Origin of the sequence: Hungatella hathewayi WAL-18680, from assembly GCF_000235505.1 — a bacterium.
GTDB classification, from domain to species: Bacteria; Bacillota; Clostridia; order Lachnospirales; family Lachnospiraceae; genus Hungatella_A; species Hungatella_A hathewayi_A.
Genome location: NZ_JH379028.1, coordinates 444,963 through 461,433 on the forward strand (window position 1 = coordinate 444,963; position 16,471 = coordinate 461,433).

Here is a 16,471-nt window from a genome sequence, read left to right on the forward strand (position 1 = left end):
TGCCAAAGCCAGGTGTTTTTGGAAGTCTTTTGCTGTATGTGGCTGTTTTTTGTGTGGCAGTTGAGGCGGTTTTTTGTCACATGAAGGGTTCCGTTTTCATAGACCGGTATGTATCACAGACTACGTTTTATGAAAGGGGAAGAGACGATGAAAGACAATTTTGATATGGAATATCTGCTGGAGCTGGTGGAGACACGTCAGTTTCGCAGACTGAAAGAGTTACTGATTGAGATGAACGAGGTGGATGTGGCTTCCTTTATGGAGGAGCTGGATTCGGAGAAGACGGTGGTGGTGTTCCGCATGCTGCCGAAGGAGCTGGCGACGGATGTATTTGCCTGCCTCTCCCTGGAGAACCAGCAGCACATCATCAACAGTATCACGGATGTGGAGCTGCGTGGCATCATCGAGGACTTGTTTGTGGATGACGCGGTGGATATGCTGGAGGAGCTGCCGGCCAGCGTGGTGAAGCGTGTGCTTCAGAATGCGTCACCGGACACCAGGAAGCTGATCAACCAGTTTTTGCAGTACCCGGAGAACAGCGCCGGAAGCATTATGACGGCGGAGTATGTGGGGCTCAAGAAGACCATGACCGTGGAGGAGGCATTTGCCTATATCCGGAAACACGGGGTGGACAAGGAGACGATTTACACCTGTTACGTGATGGACGGCGTCAGAAGGCTGGAGGGCGTTGTGACGGTGAAGGATTTGCTGATGAACCCTTACGACACGCGGATTGAGGACATCATGGACACCCATGTGATCAAGGCGGTCACCACCGAGGACCAGGAGGACGTGGTGGAGAGCTTCCACAAGTACGATCTGCTCAGCCTTCCTGTGGTGGACCACGAGGAGCGGCTGGTGGGTATCGTCACCGTCGATGATATCGTGGATGTCATGGAGCAGGAGGCCACCGAGGACTTTGAGAAGATGGCGGCTATGGTTCCCAGTGAGAAGCCTTACCTGAAGACCGGCGTGTTTCAGCTGGCGAAGAACCGGATTGTGTGGCTGCTGGTGCTGATGATCAGCAGTATGATTACCGGAGGAATCCTTGGAAAGTATGAAAATGCATTTGCCATTATTCCGCTGCTTGTCACCTTCATCCCCATGCTGACGGATACGGGCGGCAATGCGGGCAGCCAGAGCAGCACCCTGATTATCCGTGGTATGGCTGTCGGCGAGATTGAGCCGCGGGATGTCTTCCGGGTGGTCTGGAAGGAACTGCGGGTGGGCGCCATGGTAGGCGTGGTGCTGGGCGCGGTAAACTACATCCGCCTGGTGATTATGTACCCGGGCAATGAGATGATTTGCCTGACGGTGGTGCTGAGCCTGTTCGTGACCGTGGTGCTGGCCAAGACCATCGGCTGCGTGCTGCCAATCGCGGCCAAAGTATGCCGCATGGACCCGGCGATTATGGCGGCGCCGCTGATTACGACCATTGTGGATGCCTTTAGTCTGGTGATTTACTTCCAGCTGGCCTGCAGGCTGTTGAATTTGGCGTAGGCGGGAAATGAAATAGAGAAGTAAAAAGTGTAATTAATAAAGAAACCGGTTTGGAAATGCCGGTTTCTTTTTTTGACTGATTTTCCGCAGAGACCCTGGTTTTTTCGCCGCGATGCCGGAGTTGTATTGGCGAAGGGGGTGTGCTATACTTTTATCATCAAGCATGTTTCGGGGGGAATGATCATCATGCACGAGGGGACGGCGGGGCGGCACAGTGCATCCATTCAAAAAAAGTTAACTCTTTCCACCTGGCTGGTGGCGATTATACCAATTATGATCATATTCGCCATCGTTTTTTTCGTGTTTTTAAATGTCAACGTGGACAATTTTAAGAAACAATCCCAGCTCTTGCTCGACAAGACCGTGGAGGAACTGGATTCCTATTTTAACCAGGCCGAGGAGCACATCGGCCTTCTCGTGACGGATATCAATGTGCAAAATACCATCGACACCTACATAACCGGCTCCTACAAGGAGCGGCTGGATTTGCGGGATTTTATCCGCAACCGGCTGACCAATATGTCTTCCCTGAATGAGCGGGTCGTCAACATTTCCCTGTATATCAGGGAGGCGGACAAAACCTTTGCCAATGATTTCTCGGACAGGGAGCTGTCCGCGGTTTACGGAGGCGTTCCCTGGTTTGAGGCGCTTCTGGATGGAACGAAATCCCAGGAACAGCTGGAGGGAAACTCCATCACGGACGGTCGTCCTGTCTATATTCTGGCTTCCAACATCATCAGTGTGAGGAATGGCAGGGTTCTGGGACTTGTCTATATGGAGCTGGATAAGCAGAAACTGGAGCAGCCCTTTGCAGACCTGGTCTATGACAGCGGGGATGCCATCTTCTGGGGAGACAGACAGCTGGCGGACTCCGCCTACGAGGAGAGAGGCTCCTATGTGATGGTACACTCTCCTTCCAGGGCCTTGGGGATGGATATTGAGTACCGGCTGAAGCTGAAGGAGCTGCAGAAGGGCTATGGGATAGCCCTGGGGTATTTTCTGGCCGGCATGGTGGTGCTGATTGTGTTGATTTATCTGATTGATAAGCTGCTGGCAGACTGGTTTTCCAAAAGAATCATCACCCTTCGCGACGCGACCAGAGAGATAGCAACGGGAAATCTGGATGTGTCTGTCACGGACAGCCACCACGATGAGATAACGGAGCTGGCGGACAGTTTTAATATCATGGTGCGGGATATGAAACGGCTTATCGAGAGCGAATACCTGGTCAAGATCGAGAACCAGCAGGCGACCTTAAGCGCCCTGCAAAGCCAGATTAACCCTCATTTTGTCTACAATACGCTGGAGAGCATTTCCATGCTGGCGCTGGTTCATGATCACTATGATATCGTGGACATGACACAGGCATTTTCCATGATGATGCGCTATTCCATGCAGGAGGGAACGCTGGTCACGGTCCGGGAGGAGCTGGAAAATGTGAAGAACTATGTGACCATCCAGCAGATTCGTTTTCCCGGACGGTTTGATGTCCGTTACGACGTGGAGATGGACTGCTTTGACTATCTGGTGCCCAGGCTGACCATGCAGCCGCTGGTGGAAAATGCGTTCAAGCACGGGTTTGAAGATTTGCCGAAAGAAAGAAGACTGAAGGTCTCGGTCAGAAAGCGGAAGGAATGGCTGTCCATCCGCATTTTCAATGATGGGACGGCAATCACGAAAGAGCGACTCTGGCGTATCCGGGAGCTGATTGGCGACGGCTGCCAGGAGAAGACCATGGACTGCTTTGCCCTGCGCAATCTAAGCAGGCGGCTGAAACTGATATTTGGAGGGGAAAGCCGGATGGTGATTCAGTCGAAGGCGGGCGTGGGGACGATTGTGTCTCTGATGATACCGCCGGGAAAAGGAGAGATTCGTGAGGGGGAGAAGGAGCAGTGAAGAAGATTTTAATCTGTGAGGATGAGGTAATCATACGGCAGGGAATCGGCCGGATTCTGGAGGGATCTATGGCAGCCTGGAACTGCGGGAGGCCGGCAAGTGGGGAGGAAGGCTACCGCCTGATGGCGGTGTGGAACCCGGACCTGGTGATTACGGATATCCGGATGCCGGTGATGGACGGTCTGGCAATGATGGAGAAAGCCATTGCCACCGGTATCACCACCCGTTTTATCGTTATCAGCGCCTACCGGGATTTTGAGTATGCCAGGACGGCCATCCGGTGCGGGGTAAAGGATTATATTGTGAAGCCGATCAACCGGTTTGAACTGGCGGACTGCGTCAAACGGCTGCTGGGAAGTGAGGAAGCGGAAGCGGGTGTGGAGGAAAAGCAGGAGCCTGCGGAGGATGGCGGAAGCATTGGCCGGGCCATTCAATACATTGAGAATAATTTTTACCGGAATATCAGTCTGGAGGAGGTCAGCCAGTCTGTCCATATGAATACCGCTTACTTTTCCACCATGTTTAAAAAACAGACCGGCAGGAAATATATCGACTATCTGACGGATCTGCGGATGGAAAAAGCCAGAAATCTGCTGGAGAACACGGACTTGAAGATTGGGAACATCGCCATGATGGTGGGATACAGCAGCACCAAGCATTTTACCAGGGTTTACAAGGAGAAGTACGGTGTCACACCGGGCAGTTCCCGTTGATATGCACAATGAATGAATAAAAAAGGTACATAAACTATAAAAATAGCACTAAAACAAAAATTTGGGTCCCTTCAATCTGGAAGGGACTCTTGTTATAATAAATACAGAAACAGAGAGTGAAACAGGACTAATAAAGGAGGATTTGTATGAAAAAGACACTTGCAGCAGCATTGTCAGCAGTGATGGTGGGAAGCCTGGCGTTGACAGGATGCCAGAGCAATACGAAACCGGCTTCCACGGAGGCCCCCAAGGAGACGGCCGCCAAGACAGAGGAGAACAAGACGGAAGATACAACCGCCGCTGCCGGCCAGCAGGTAACAATCACAATCAGCAACTGGCTGGAGGCGGAGGATGCCACATCCGCTATTTTCAAGGAGCTGTTAGATGATTTCATGGCCGCCAACCCCGACATCAAGGTGGAATCCCAGGCCATTCCATTTAACCAGTATAAGGACCAGGTATTGATTGCAGGTACCTCCGGCAATGCCGCCGATGTCATTATGGGCAACTCCCAGATGATGAGCGCATTTAACGGAGCAGGGATTCTGGCAGAACTGGATACCCTGGCATCCAAAGAGGTGTTAGACGACATTTATCCCGGTTATCTGTCCGGCACGACTTATGACGGCAAGGTAAAGGCGCTGTCATGGGCGCCCCATCCCATTGCCATGTATTATAACAAGGAACTGTTCACCAAGGCAGGACTTGACCCCGAGAAGGCGCCTGCAACCTGGGATGAGATGACCGAAGCGGCGAAGGCTATAGCGGCTCTTGGCAAGGATGATGCGGGCAACACTCTGTACGGATTGGGAATTCCGACCGGCAAGGTGGCTCACACCGGAACCGTGTTTAACGGTATCTTTTACACCTACGGCGGACATTTTGTGGATGACGCCGGCACTGTGGATTTAAACAATGCGGGAAATGTGGAAGCGCTCACCTGGACGAAACAGCTGGTGGATGAAAAAGTGATTCCAGGCGGTCTGGAGATTAAAGACTTGAGAGGTCTGTTTGCCTCCGGCCAGATTGGCATCATCTTTGACGGCGACATGGGACGCGGCGCGTTCCGAAGCAGCAGCGGTTTGAATGAGGAATTTGACAAGAAGATGGGCGTAGCCATCATTCCTGCCGGCAAGACAGGGCGCAGCGAGACAGTTTACACGGAGCATCAGCTGGGCGTGTTTGCAAAATCGAAGAACCAGGAAGCGGCCATCCGGCTGATTGAGTACTTGATCGGCAAGGATGCCATGGTGAAATATCACAAGTCAAACGCGGTTCTCTCCGCCAGGAAGTCCATTGCCACGCTGCCGGAGATGAACGAAGATGAATTTATGGAAGTATTTAACAAACAGTCCGAGACAGCCAGCCCGCTGCCGGCCACAAACGCCATGTTTGACAATGCCATGAACGAAGTGACCAAGGGCATTGAGAGGATTGTGGTCAACAACGAGGATATCGCTGTGGTACTGGAGGAGACCAACAAGACAATCAGGGAAATGTATGGTCAGTAATACGGACTAAGAACCATCAGGCCGATACGGGGCTGTTGCAGCTTATCCTGCGGCAGCCCCCTTTTCATGACAATAGAAAGTCCGCGAATGGAGGGATTTTTAATGAATTCTGATACTTCTGCTAAGTTTCATAAAAGAAAAAGAGAAACTGGTTTATGATTCTGCTGCTGGTTCCGGCGGTAGCCATGCTGACCGTGACCATCATCATTCCGGTCTTTGTAGTCATCGGTATGAGTTTCTTCCACTACAATCTGCTGGATATGAATCATGTGAAATGGAACAATTTTGCCAACTATCGGGCGGTGTTTACCGATATGGAGTTCATCCGGACCTTTGGCCGCACGCTGGTGTATGTGTGCGGGACCGTATTCTTTCAGTTCTTCATTGGTCTCGGGGTGGCGCTGCTGCTCAATTCCGGCAGTCTGAGGGGGAGAAAGCTGTTTCGCAGTCTGCTGTTTCTGCCATGGACTATACCGTCGCTGGTGGTGGCGGTGACCTGGATGTTCATTTTCCAGCCCCAGTACGGTATTTTCAATTACCTGTTTCAACTGGGAGATTACAGCGTGCTGGGGAGTCCGAAGACGGCGATGATGGGGGTCATTATATCGGCCGTGTGGAAGCAGATGCCGTTGATGATGATCATGCTGCTGTCCGGTCTCCAGACGGTGCCGGAGGACTTGAAGGAGGCGGCGGAGATTGACGGGGCCACGGGAATTCAGAAGTTCTGGTGTATTGTGGTGCCCTGCATCATGCCGGTGGTGAAGACGGTCACACTGACCTCCATCGTATCCAATTTCCAGATGTTTGTCCTGTTCTTCACCATGACAGGAGGCGGTCCCGTGCGGGCCACCACGACTCTGCCGCTGTACACCTATGAGACCGCATTTTCCGGCTTTAATTTGGGAAAAGGCGCCGCTATCGGTGTCTGCTGGCTGGTATTTCTGGTTATTTTCTCAACCGTTTACAACAAAGTTCTGTCCACAAAAGAAGTGGAATATTAGGGAGGTGGGAGCATGAAAACAAAAACATGGAAACAGATTCTGATGTACGCCGCCATTGTGGCAGTGACAATCTGCTTTGTATTTCCCATATACTGGATGCTGGCTACCTCTCTGAAATCAAACGAGTCCATTTTGAAGCTGCCACCCCAGTTTCTGCCGGTGCCGCTGACCTTTCAAAATTATCATGGCATTCTGACGGATGGAAAATTTCTGATTTTTTACAAGAATAATATCATCGTGTCGGGAATTACCACGCTGGTCACGCTGACGTTAGCAGTACTGGCTTCCTACGCCTTTTCCCGCTACCGTTTTAAGGGCGATAAATTCGTGATGATGCTGTTTTTATCCACCCAGATGTTTCCGGCCATGACGCTGCTCATCGCGCTGTACAACATGTATTATAAGCTGGGGCTTTTGAACACTTACACCGCGCTGGTGCTGGCCTGTTCCACCAACGCCCTGCCGATGTCGGTGTGGATATTGAAGGGATTTTTTGATACGATATCGAAATCCCTGGAGGAGGCGGCCTACATTGACGGCTGTTCCAAGGCAGGCACTCTGGTGAGGGTGATTCTGCCGCTGGTGAAGCCGGGGATTCTGGCCGTGGGACTGTATTCGTTTCTGATATCCTGGGAGGATTTTCTGTGGGGTCTGACCCTGGTCAACAAGACGGAGATGAGGACCCTGGCTTCCGGTATCGCCATGACTTACCTGGGAGAGTACAATTATGACTGGGGACGGGTGATGGCGGCGGCTGTGGGAGCGGCAATTCCCATCCTGATTATTTTTATCTTTCTTCAGAAATACATGATTTCCGGGCTTACGGCCGGAGCGGTGAAAGAATAGGAGGATTCATATGAGCAGTCAGCAGAATATAGTATTTTTCTTCTCAGACCAGCAGAGGGCCGATACCCTGGGCTGTCATGGCCAGATGCCGGATGTCACTCCAAGGCTGGATGCGTTTGCCGCGAAGGACGCGGTGGACTTTGTGCACGCCTACACAGCCCAGCCGGTGTGCGGTCCGGCCAGGGCCATGCTCCAGACCGGATTGTATCCGACACAGACCGGGTGCTTCCGGAACGCGGTTTCCCTGCCGCTCAATCAGAAGACGCTGGCCCGCCGCTTAAGAGAGGCGGGGTATCAGGTGGCCTATGTGGGAAAATGGCATCTGGCCTCCGATGAGAACGAGAACCATTATGAGACGATTCCGGTTCCGCCGGAGCGCCGCGGGGGGTATGATGATTACTGGATGGCCGCGGATGTGCTGGAGTTCACCTCCCACGGGTACGGCGGTTACATTTATGACAAGGATGGTAAGAAACTGACGTTTACCGGCTACCGGCCGGACTGCCTGACAGACTATGGGGTGCGCTATATTGAGGAATATCAGGGGGATAAGCCATTCTTTCTCATGATATCCCACATTGAACCCCACCACCAGAATGACAGGAACGATTATGAGGGGCCGGAGGGCAGCAGGGAACGGTTTGGAGATTTCACGGCGCCTGCGGATTTGGAGAGAGGAAAGGGCGACTGGGAGGAGTTCTATCCGGATTACCTGGGCTGCTGTCATGCGCTGGATGCCAACTTTGGCAGGATCATAGATGCCCTGAAAAAGAAGGGAATCTATGACAATACCATGGTAATCTATGGAAGCGACCATGGCTGCCATTTCAGAACCCGTATGGACGAGGTGGTGGAGGGCGGTTATGACGACTACAAGCGAAACAGCTTTGAGGGCACCATCCACGTTCCCCTGATGATAAAGGGAAATGGTTTTGTGGGAGGAACGAGAGAGGAGCATGTAGTCAGCCTGTTAGATGTGCCAAAGACCATACTGACTGCTGCCGGCTGCTCCGAAGAGTCCCTAAAGGAGCTCCAGGGCCGTCCACTCCAGGAGACGGGGGACGGAAACTGGGAGGATGCCGTATATATTCAAATCAGCGAGAGCTTCGTGGGGCGCGCCGTCAGAACCGAACGGTACAAATATGTGATCCACGCCCCCGGCAAACATCCATGGAATGAGAGCAGCAGCGATGTGTATCAGGAAAAATATCTGTTTGATTTGAGAAATGACCCGCTGGAGAAGACCAATCTGATTCGGAATCCGGATTACGATGAGATCAGGCGGGAACTGCGGGAACGGATTGTCCGCTTTGGAAGAGAGGCACGAGAGTGCTTCCGGGTGGAAGCGGAAGACTGAGTTGTCAGCCGGAATATCGGAATGGATATTCCGGCTGTACTTTTTATATGGTAATCAGATTATACTCCTTATTCCCCAGCCCCATCTTCACCGCATGGTCGATAGCGGATTCCCAGTTGGTATCCGGGTGGGTGTCGGTGAAATGGTCGTGGTGGGTGTGGGGTTTCTCGCTTAAAATGCTGCCGGGGGTCACCGGCTGGCGGTTAACCGCGTCCACGCAGGCCATGTCCAGGGCTACCGGGTCGAAGGAGGCGAACATGCCTACATTTGGCACAATCGGCACGTCGTTCTCGGCGTGGCAGTCACAGTAGGGGGAGACGTCCACCACAAGGCTGATGTGGAAATGAGGACGGTCCTTTAAGACGGCATAGGTGTACTCGGCAATCTTGCAGTTTAAGATATCGTTGGACTCGTCGCAGGCGCTGTCCACCGCGTCCATGGGGCAGACGCCGATACAGCGGCCGCAGCCCACACATTTGTCATGGTCGATGGAGGCTTTGCGCTCCGTGATGGTGATGGCGCTGTGGGCGCAGTTTTTCTGGCAGGCGCCACAGCCGACACACTTGGATGTGACCACATGGGGCTTGCCGGCGTTGTGCATCTCCATCTTGCCGGCCCGGGAGCCGCAGCCCATGCCGATATTTTTCATGGTGCCGCCAAATCCGGTGCTCTCATGTCCCTTAAAGTGGGTCAGGGAGATGAAAATGTCGGCGTCCATGATGGCCCGGCCGATTTTCGCCTCTTTTATGTATTCCCCGTCGATGGGAACCAGAGTTTCGTCCGTTCCCTTCAGGCCGTCGGCAATCAGCACGTGGCAGCCGGTGGCGAATGGATTGTAGCCGTTTTCATAAGCGGCGTCCAGATGGTCAAGGGCATTCTTTCGACCTCCTACATATAAGGTGTTGCAGTCGGTTAAGAAAACTTTGCCGCCCTGGGATTTGATTAAATCCACGATGACCTTGGAATAGTTGGGGCGGAGATAGGACAGATTTCCCGGCTCTCCGAAGTGAATCTTGATAGCGGTGTATTTATTGTTAAAATCAATGCCTTCCAGCATCCCGGCTTTCTTCACCAGACGTTCCAGTTTTTGAAGAAGATTCTCCTGAAAGGTGGTGCGGAAGTTGGTAAAATATACGTTTGACTGGCTCATAATGTCCTCCTTGTAGTGTGCACGTTGGCAGGTTGTAAAAAAATGGAATATTCCCTGTTATTATAACGAAAATGTTGGAGGAATTCAATATTGATTTCACGGACGGTTTTGTGGTAGACTTATAAACAATTCGGGATTGCAAAGAAGTTCCGGAGTGGATGATACTGCAATCAATATTGCACCGAGAAGGAGGACCTGTATATGAGTCAGAAATTATCAACAGAGACAATCTGCATCCAGGGTGGATGGCAGCCGAAAAATGGAGAGCCGAGGCAGCTTCCCATCTATCAGAGTACTACGTTCAAGTATGAGACCAGCGAGCAGATGGGACGTCTGTTTGATTTGGAGGAGAACGGCTATTTCTATACCAGACTGGCCAACCCCACCAATGATGCGGTTGCTTCCAAAATCTGTGAGTTGGAGGGCGGCGTGGGAGCGATGCTGACTTCCTCAGGACAGGCGGCCAACCTGTTTGCCATTATCAATCTGTGCTCAGCCGGGGACCACGTGGTCAGCTCGGCGACTCTCTACGGGGGAACCTCCAATCTGTTTACGGTGACATTAAAGCGGTTCGGCATTGACTTTACGCTGGTGGACCCGGACGCGCCGGAGGAGGAGCTTGAGAAGGCATTTCAGCCAAACACCAAGGCGGTATTCGGGGAGACTATCGCCAACCCGGCTCTGGTGGTGCTGGACATTGAGAAATTTGCAAGACTGGCCCACAAGCACGGGGTGCCGTTGATTCTGGATAATACCTTCGCAACGCCCATCAATTGCCGTCCCTTTGAGTGGGGGGCGGATATCGTGACCCATTCCACCACCAAGTACATGGACGGCCATGCGCTGACCGTGGGCGGCTGTATCGTGGACAGCGGCAATTTTGACTGGGAGGCCCACAAAGAGAAATTCCCGGGGCTGACCACGCCGGATGACTCCTATCACGGGATTATCTACACACAGAAATTTGGAAAGATGGCCTACATCATGAAAGCCACCGCCCAGCTGATGCGTGACTTAGGTTCCATCCAGGCGCCGGAGAATGCATTTCTGTTAAATATCGGTCTGGAAACCCTGCATCTTCGCATGCCGCGTCACTGTGAGAATGCACTGAAGGTGGCGCAGTACTTACAGTCCAGAGACGACGTGGCCTGGGTCAATTATCCCGGCCTGGAGGGCGACAAATACTATGAGCTGGCCAAAAAGTACATGCCAAACGGGACCTGCGGCGTCATTTCCTTCTGCTTAAAGGGCGGCAGAGAGGGAGCAGCTGTCTTCATGGATAAGTTAAAGCTGGCCTCCATTGTCACCCACGTGGCCGATGCCAAGACCTGCGTCCTCCACCCGGCCAGCCACACCCACCGCCAGTTAAACGATGCCCAGCTCAAAGAAGCCGGCGTGGACCCGGCGATGATTCGTCTGAGCGTGGGAATTGAGAATGTGGATGATATCATTGCGGATTTGGAGCAGGCGTTGAATTAAAGATGGTTTGGGAAATCCCCATTCTGCCAGCATTTTTTCATATGGCAGAGTGGGGATTTTTGTATGGGAAATATTTCCAGGAAAATTTTGTCGAAATTGCTTGCAAAATATTCCAATATGGGTTAAAGTGTAGATAAACAGAATATTACGAAAGAGAAGGGGGTCCTTTTTTTAAAATGAAAGAACGCAAAAATGTGGACAATATTACGAACGAGGAGATTGAGGAGTATGAATTACATCTTCGCGGTGAGGAGAGAAGCCAGGCTACGGTGGAGAAATATCTGAGGGATGTGAAAAAGTTCAGGGAGTTTTTGCTGGTGTCTGGGGACAGGGAATTTGACAGGGGCAGGGTGCTGGAGTATCGGGAGTATTTGAGGGAAAACTACAAGATTAACAGCGTCAATTCCATGCTGGCGGCCATCAACAATTTTTTTGAGTTTATGGAGTGGGATGACTGCAAGGTGAAGCTGTTTAAGGCGGACCGGACGCCGGCCGGGCAGCAGGAACTGGAGTTGTCCGAGAGGGATTATCAATGTCTGATCGACACGGCCGAGAGAAAAGGGGATGTCCGGATGAGCATGCTGGTGCAGACCATATGCAGCACGGGGGTGCGTATCAGCGAGCTGAAATTTATTACGGTGGAGTCGCTGGCAAAGGGCTATGTGGAGATTGAGGGGAGAGGCAAATCCCGTGTGGTGCTGCTTTCGGAGGAGCTGATTCGGATGCTTCAGAAATACTGTGAGGGAGCTGGAATTTTATCAGGGAGCATTTTCGTCACGAAGGGCGGCCAGACCATGGACAGGAGCAACATTAACAAGAAGATGAAAGCGCTGGGGCGTCAGGCGGGCGTGGACGAACGAAAAGTATTTCCCCACAATTTAAGACGGGCGTCGGCACGGACCTTTTACAGGATTGAAAAAGAAGTCATCCGCCTGACAGATATACCCGGTTATTCAAACGGAAGCGTCGCCAGCATCTACACCATGACCACCGAACGCCAGCCAAGACAGGTGCTGTCCAGGATGATGCTGGTGTCGGAAGCGTGAGAGGCCTGTTTCTGCTTGCATACAGAAGGATGGCAGTTGATGCTGGAACTTGCCACTCGGATGACTCAGGACGGTCTGGCGGGAGAGATTCCCAGGCTGAGGGAAGACGAAGATTTTTGCAAATCGATGTTAGAGAGATATCATTTAAAGTAGTATCTGATTATCGCTGTCCGGCGGAAGAGCCGGACGGTGGTATCTGTTGTATTTCTGAAGAACGTAAATAGTGATTCAACTAAATTTTCAAATTAACAAATAAAATAAAAGGTGAGAGACACAGAGTGGAATTTGTCTGGTTCCATGAACATGTTTTTATTGCTATTTTTAATATTTTCAGATATGTTATTAGTATCATGACCTTTTGACAAAGGAGAACCTATGGAACGACAAATCAGTTTAGAAGACATATCAGACGGAAAGCTGTACACCTTAAACGACATGGTCAAAGCGGACTGTCAGGATTGTGAGGGGTGCTCGGCCTGCTGCCGGGGGATGGGGAGTTCGATTGTGCTGGACCCGATGGACATTTACCGGCTGTCGGCGGGACTGGATCAGACGTTTGAGGAAATGCTGGCGTCAGGCAGCGTGGAACTGAACGTGGTGGATGGAGTGGTGCTGCCGAATCTGAAGATGAGCAGGGATGAGGAGCGGTGCGGATTTTTGGATGAGGCCGGCCGCTGCAGCATCCATCCGCACCGTCCGGGAATCTGCCGGCTGTTTCCGCTGGGGAGAGTCTATGAGGACGGCTCCTTCCGGTATTTTTTGCAGATACATGAATGCAAAAAGGACAACCGCACAAAGGTGAAGGTAAAGAAATGGCTGGACACCCCCAACGCGGCCAGATACGAGCGTTACATCAACGACTGGCACTACCATCTCAAGGATCTCCAGGCGGACATACAGGCTGCAAACGACGATGAACTGGCCAAAGCAGCCTGCATGTCCATCCTGACCCTCTTTTACTTAACGCCCTACGATACGTCCGGCGATTTCTACTCCCAATTCGAGAGCCGGCTGGAGGAGAGCAGAAACAATTTATAATTATTTTATAAAAAAGCGCTTGCATTTTGTGTCAGGCGCTTTTATAATGGCATATAGTTAATTAGCTAATTATTAGCCGGTTAACTATAAACTAACTAATTAAAGCATTTCAAAGGAGGAACATACAAATGGATAAGATGACATGCCGCGGCCATCTGGATTCACCGGCGCACCGCCTTGTGGAAAAGTATATGAAGATTAACCGCATACAGCGCAGCGTCATCGAACGCCAGCTGGGAAAAACAGGCGTTTATCGCAGCCAGCACCAGATTTTAATGTTTGTTGCCGATTCTCCCAATGTATCACAGAAGGAAATTGCAGCAAAATATGGAGTATCCACAGCAACCATTGCCGTGTCTCTCAAAAAGCTGGAAAAGGGCGGCTACATTCGCAGAATTGTGGATGAAAAGGACAACCGCTTCAACCAGATTTGCATCACGGAGAAGGGCAGAAAAGTGGTGGACGACAGCGTGAAGACCTTTACGCGCATTGAAAACCGGATGTTTGAGGGATTTTCCGAAGAAGAATTCAAGAGCCTGGAGCAGCTTCTCGACAAGGTATTTCATAACCTGGAAAAAGAACTGAACCAGATGACAGAAAGCGAGGGCTTGTAAGTGAAACGATACAGTAAATATGTCAAACCATATTGGAGCGCCTTTATTTTCGGTCCGCTTCTGATGTTGACAGAGGTATTAGGCGAGATTATGCTGCCGAAACTGATGTCCCTAATCATCAACAATGGTGTGGCCAACCGTGACTTAAGCTACATCATCACCGTCGGTGTTCTCATGATACTGGCTACCCTTGTGATGGCCATCGGCGGCATCGGCGGCGCTTATTTTTCCGCCAAGGCGTCCATCAACTTCACCGGCGATTTGAGAGAGGATTTGTTTGCCAAGGTGCAGGCATTTTCCTTCAAAAATATTGACACATACAGCACCGGTTCCCTGGTGACCAGACTGACCAACGATATCCAGCAGATTCAAAACGTTATGATGATGGCCCTGCGAATGATGCTGCGGGCGCCGGGACTGCTGGTTGGAGCCCTGATTATGGCGTTTCTCATGAATGCCAGGCTGGCGGTTATCATCCTGATTGTGATTCCGCTGCTGACGCTGGCGATTGCCATTATTTTAAAGACGGCATTTCCAAGATTCACCACCATGCAGAAGAAGCTGGACCGCTTAAACTCCGGTATTCAGGAGGCGCTGACCAATGTCCGTGTGATCAAGTCCTTCGTGAGGGAGGACTATGAGGAAGAAAAATTCAAGGACATGAACCTGGATTTGAAGAAGAGCAGTCTTCGCGCCATGAATATCGTGATTGCCACCATGCCGGTCATGATGCTGGCCATGAACATCACCACCCTGGCAGTTGTGTGGTACGGTGGAAATATCATCATTGCCGGTGGCATGCAGGTCGGCGATCTGACGGCATTTACCACCTACATTGTACAGATTCTGATGTCCTTAATGATGCTGTCCATGGTATTTTTACAGAGTTCCAGAGCCATGGCTTCCGTGAAACGTATCAACGAGGTGATGGATACGGAGATTGATTTGACGGATGAGCATGCCACAAGAAAGGACTTAAAAGTAACCGAGGGCAGAGTGGAATTTAAGAATGTCAGCTTCAGCTATGAAAATGACAGCGACGAGAAGGTGCTGGAACATATCAACTTTACCGCGAAGCCAGGCCAGACCATCGGCATCATCGGCGCCACCGGCAGCGGCAAGACCACGCTGGTGCAGATGATTCCAAGGCTCTACGACGCCACGGAGGGCCAGGTGCTGGTGGACGGCGTGGATGTGAGAGAGTACTCTCTGGAGCATCTGCGGGAGGGTGTCGGCATGGTACTCCAGAAAAATGTCCTGTTCTCCGGAACCATCGAGGAGAACCTGCGCTGGGGCGATGAAAATGCCACTGACGAGGAAATCCGGGCCATGGCCGAGAGCGCCCAGGCGGACAGCTTCGTGCAGTCCTTCACCAACGGCTATCAGACCGACATGGGCCAGGGCGGTGTCAATGTCTCCGGCGGCCAGAAACAGCGGCTCTGTATCGCCAGGGCGTTGTTAAAGAAACCGAAGATTCTGATTCTGGACGACAGCACCAGCGCCGTGGATACGGCCACGGAGGCGAAAATCCGGGAGTGCTTCCAGACAACGCTGAAGGCGACCACCAAGCTGATTATCGCCCAGCGAATCGGTTCCGTGGAGGGGGCTGACGAGATTATCGTGCTGGATGACGGCAAGATTATCGGCATGGGCACCCATGACGAGCTGCTGAAGAATTGTGAGGCTTACCAGGAGATTTATTATTCCCAGCGTGACAGAGAAGAGACAACGCCTCCGCCTGTGAATCCGGCAGATGGGGAAAGTCCCGAATACTCCATTCAGGGGAAAGTTAGTGAGGTGAGCACATCATGAATGAACAGCAGAGAATCAACAGTTTGAAACACAGATACGGAAGAACCCAGGTTCCGGGTCCAAAGAGAGGCCCCATGGGCGGCCACGGACCGGGCGCCAGGATGAGCGCCGGCAAAGGAAGTCCAAAGGACAGCAAAAAGACCATCAGCCGTCTCCTCCATTACCTGGATGACGATAAACCCAAGATGATACTGGCCTTCTTCTGCATTATCATCAATACACTGGCGACACTGGCCGGCTCCTACATGCTGCGGCCGATTATCAACAAATATATTGCTCCGGTTGACGGAAGCCGCGGTGACGCGGCTGGGCTGGCTGGCGCGCTGGTAGTGCTGGCGCTCATCTACGTGTTCGGCGTCTGCGCCAACTATTTCCAGTCCAGAATCATGCTGACTGTGGCCCAGAATGCACTTCAGAAAATCAGGGATGATTTGTTTACGAAAATGCAGAAGCTGCCGGTGCGTTTCTATGATACCAACAACAACGGTGATTTGATGAGCCGTTTACC

Annotated in this window: 13 protein-coding genes and 1 pseudogene; 13 read left to right on the forward strand and 1 reads right to left on the reverse strand. The window is 51.7% G+C overall.

What is annotated here, in order from left to right:
• Positions 1-147 precede the first annotated feature (147 nt).
• From mgtE to HMPREF9473_RS17880, 7 genes are all read left to right on the forward strand, one after another.
• Positions 148-1,500, forward strand: coding sequence for a magnesium transporter (gene mgtE / locus HMPREF9473_RS17850; RefSeq protein ID WP_006781591.1), 1,353 nt, complete (start codon positions 148-150; stop codon positions 1,498-1,500).
• A 72-nt stretch (positions 1,501-1,572) separates the two neighbouring features.
• Positions 1,573-3,396, forward strand: a complete 1,824-nt coding sequence (locus tag HMPREF9473_RS17855) for a cache domain-containing sensor histidine kinase (RefSeq protein ID WP_242830860.1) — start codon at positions 1,573-1,575, stop codon at positions 3,394-3,396.
• Positions 3,393-4,109: a response regulator transcription factor gene (locus HMPREF9473_RS17860; protein WP_006781593.1), complete on the forward strand. Its 717-nt coding sequence runs from the start codon at positions 3,393-3,395 to the stop codon at positions 4,107-4,109. Before HMPREF9473_RS17855 ends, HMPREF9473_RS17860 begins: the two co-directional genes overlap by 4 nt.
• A 146-nt stretch (positions 4,110-4,255) precedes the next feature.
• Positions 4,256-5,620, forward strand: coding sequence for an ABC transporter substrate-binding protein (locus HMPREF9473_RS17865; protein ID WP_006781594.1), 1,365 nt, complete (start codon positions 4,256-4,258; stop codon positions 5,618-5,620).
• A gap of 155 nt (positions 5,621-5,775) precedes the next feature.
• Entirely contained in the window at positions 5,776-6,621 is an 846-nt protein-coding gene (locus HMPREF9473_RS17870) for a carbohydrate ABC transporter permease (RefSeq protein ID WP_006781595.1), read from the forward strand.
• 12 nt (positions 6,622-6,633) lie between these two features.
• The gene (locus HMPREF9473_RS17875) at positions 6,634-7,467 is read left to right on the forward strand and encodes a carbohydrate ABC transporter permease (protein WP_006781596.1); all 834 of its coding nucleotides are present in this window, start codon (positions 6,634-6,636) and stop codon (positions 7,465-7,467) included.
• Positions 7,468-7,477: 10 nt separating this feature from the next.
• Positions 7,478-8,824 (forward strand): sulfatase-like hydrolase/transferase, encoded by a 1,347-nt coding sequence (locus tag HMPREF9473_RS17880; protein WP_006781597.1) that lies wholly within the window; start codon positions 7,478-7,480, stop codon positions 8,822-8,824.
• A 43-nt stretch (positions 8,825-8,867) separates the two neighbouring features.
• Here HMPREF9473_RS17880 and HMPREF9473_RS17885 read toward each other — a convergent pair whose 3' ends face one another.
• Positions 8,868-9,974, reverse strand: coding sequence for a DUF362 domain-containing protein (locus HMPREF9473_RS17885; protein WP_006781598.1), 1,107 nt, complete (start codon positions 9,972-9,974; stop codon positions 8,868-8,870).
• A gap of 201 nt (positions 9,975-10,175) precedes the next feature.
• Here HMPREF9473_RS17885 and HMPREF9473_RS17890 point away from each other — a divergent pair, with 201 nt between their 5' ends.
• The 6 genes and pseudogenes from HMPREF9473_RS17890 to HMPREF9473_RS28245 form a co-directional block, all read left to right on the forward strand.
• On the forward strand, positions 10,176-11,453 hold the full coding sequence (locus tag HMPREF9473_RS17890; RefSeq protein ID WP_006781599.1) for an O-acetylhomoserine aminocarboxypropyltransferase/cysteine synthase family protein: 1,278 nt from the start codon (positions 10,176-10,178) through the stop codon (positions 11,451-11,453).
• 176 nt (positions 11,454-11,629) lie between these two features.
• Entirely contained in the window at positions 11,630-12,499 is an 870-nt protein-coding gene (locus HMPREF9473_RS17895) for a tyrosine-type recombinase/integrase (RefSeq protein ID WP_006781600.1), read from the forward strand.
• A 375-nt stretch (positions 12,500-12,874) separates the two neighbouring features.
• A complete protein-coding gene (locus HMPREF9473_RS17900; protein ID WP_006781601.1) occupies positions 12,875-13,537 on the forward strand; it encodes a YkgJ family cysteine cluster protein in 663 nt (220 codons plus the stop codon).
• 128 nt (positions 13,538-13,665) lie between these two features.
• On the forward strand, positions 13,666-14,151 hold the full coding sequence (locus HMPREF9473_RS17905) for a MarR family winged helix-turn-helix transcriptional regulator (RefSeq protein ID WP_006781602.1): 486 nt from the start codon (positions 13,666-13,668) through the stop codon (positions 14,149-14,151).
• Positions 14,152-15,963: an ABC transporter ATP-binding protein gene (locus HMPREF9473_RS17910; RefSeq protein WP_006781603.1), complete on the forward strand. Its 1,812-nt coding sequence runs from the start codon at positions 14,152-14,154 to the stop codon at positions 15,961-15,963.
• Positions 15,960-16,471: pseudogene (locus HMPREF9473_RS28245) on the forward strand (ABC transporter transmembrane domain-containing protein); the annotation flags it as partial. The gene HMPREF9473_RS17910 and the pseudogene HMPREF9473_RS28245, both read left to right, overlap by 4 nt.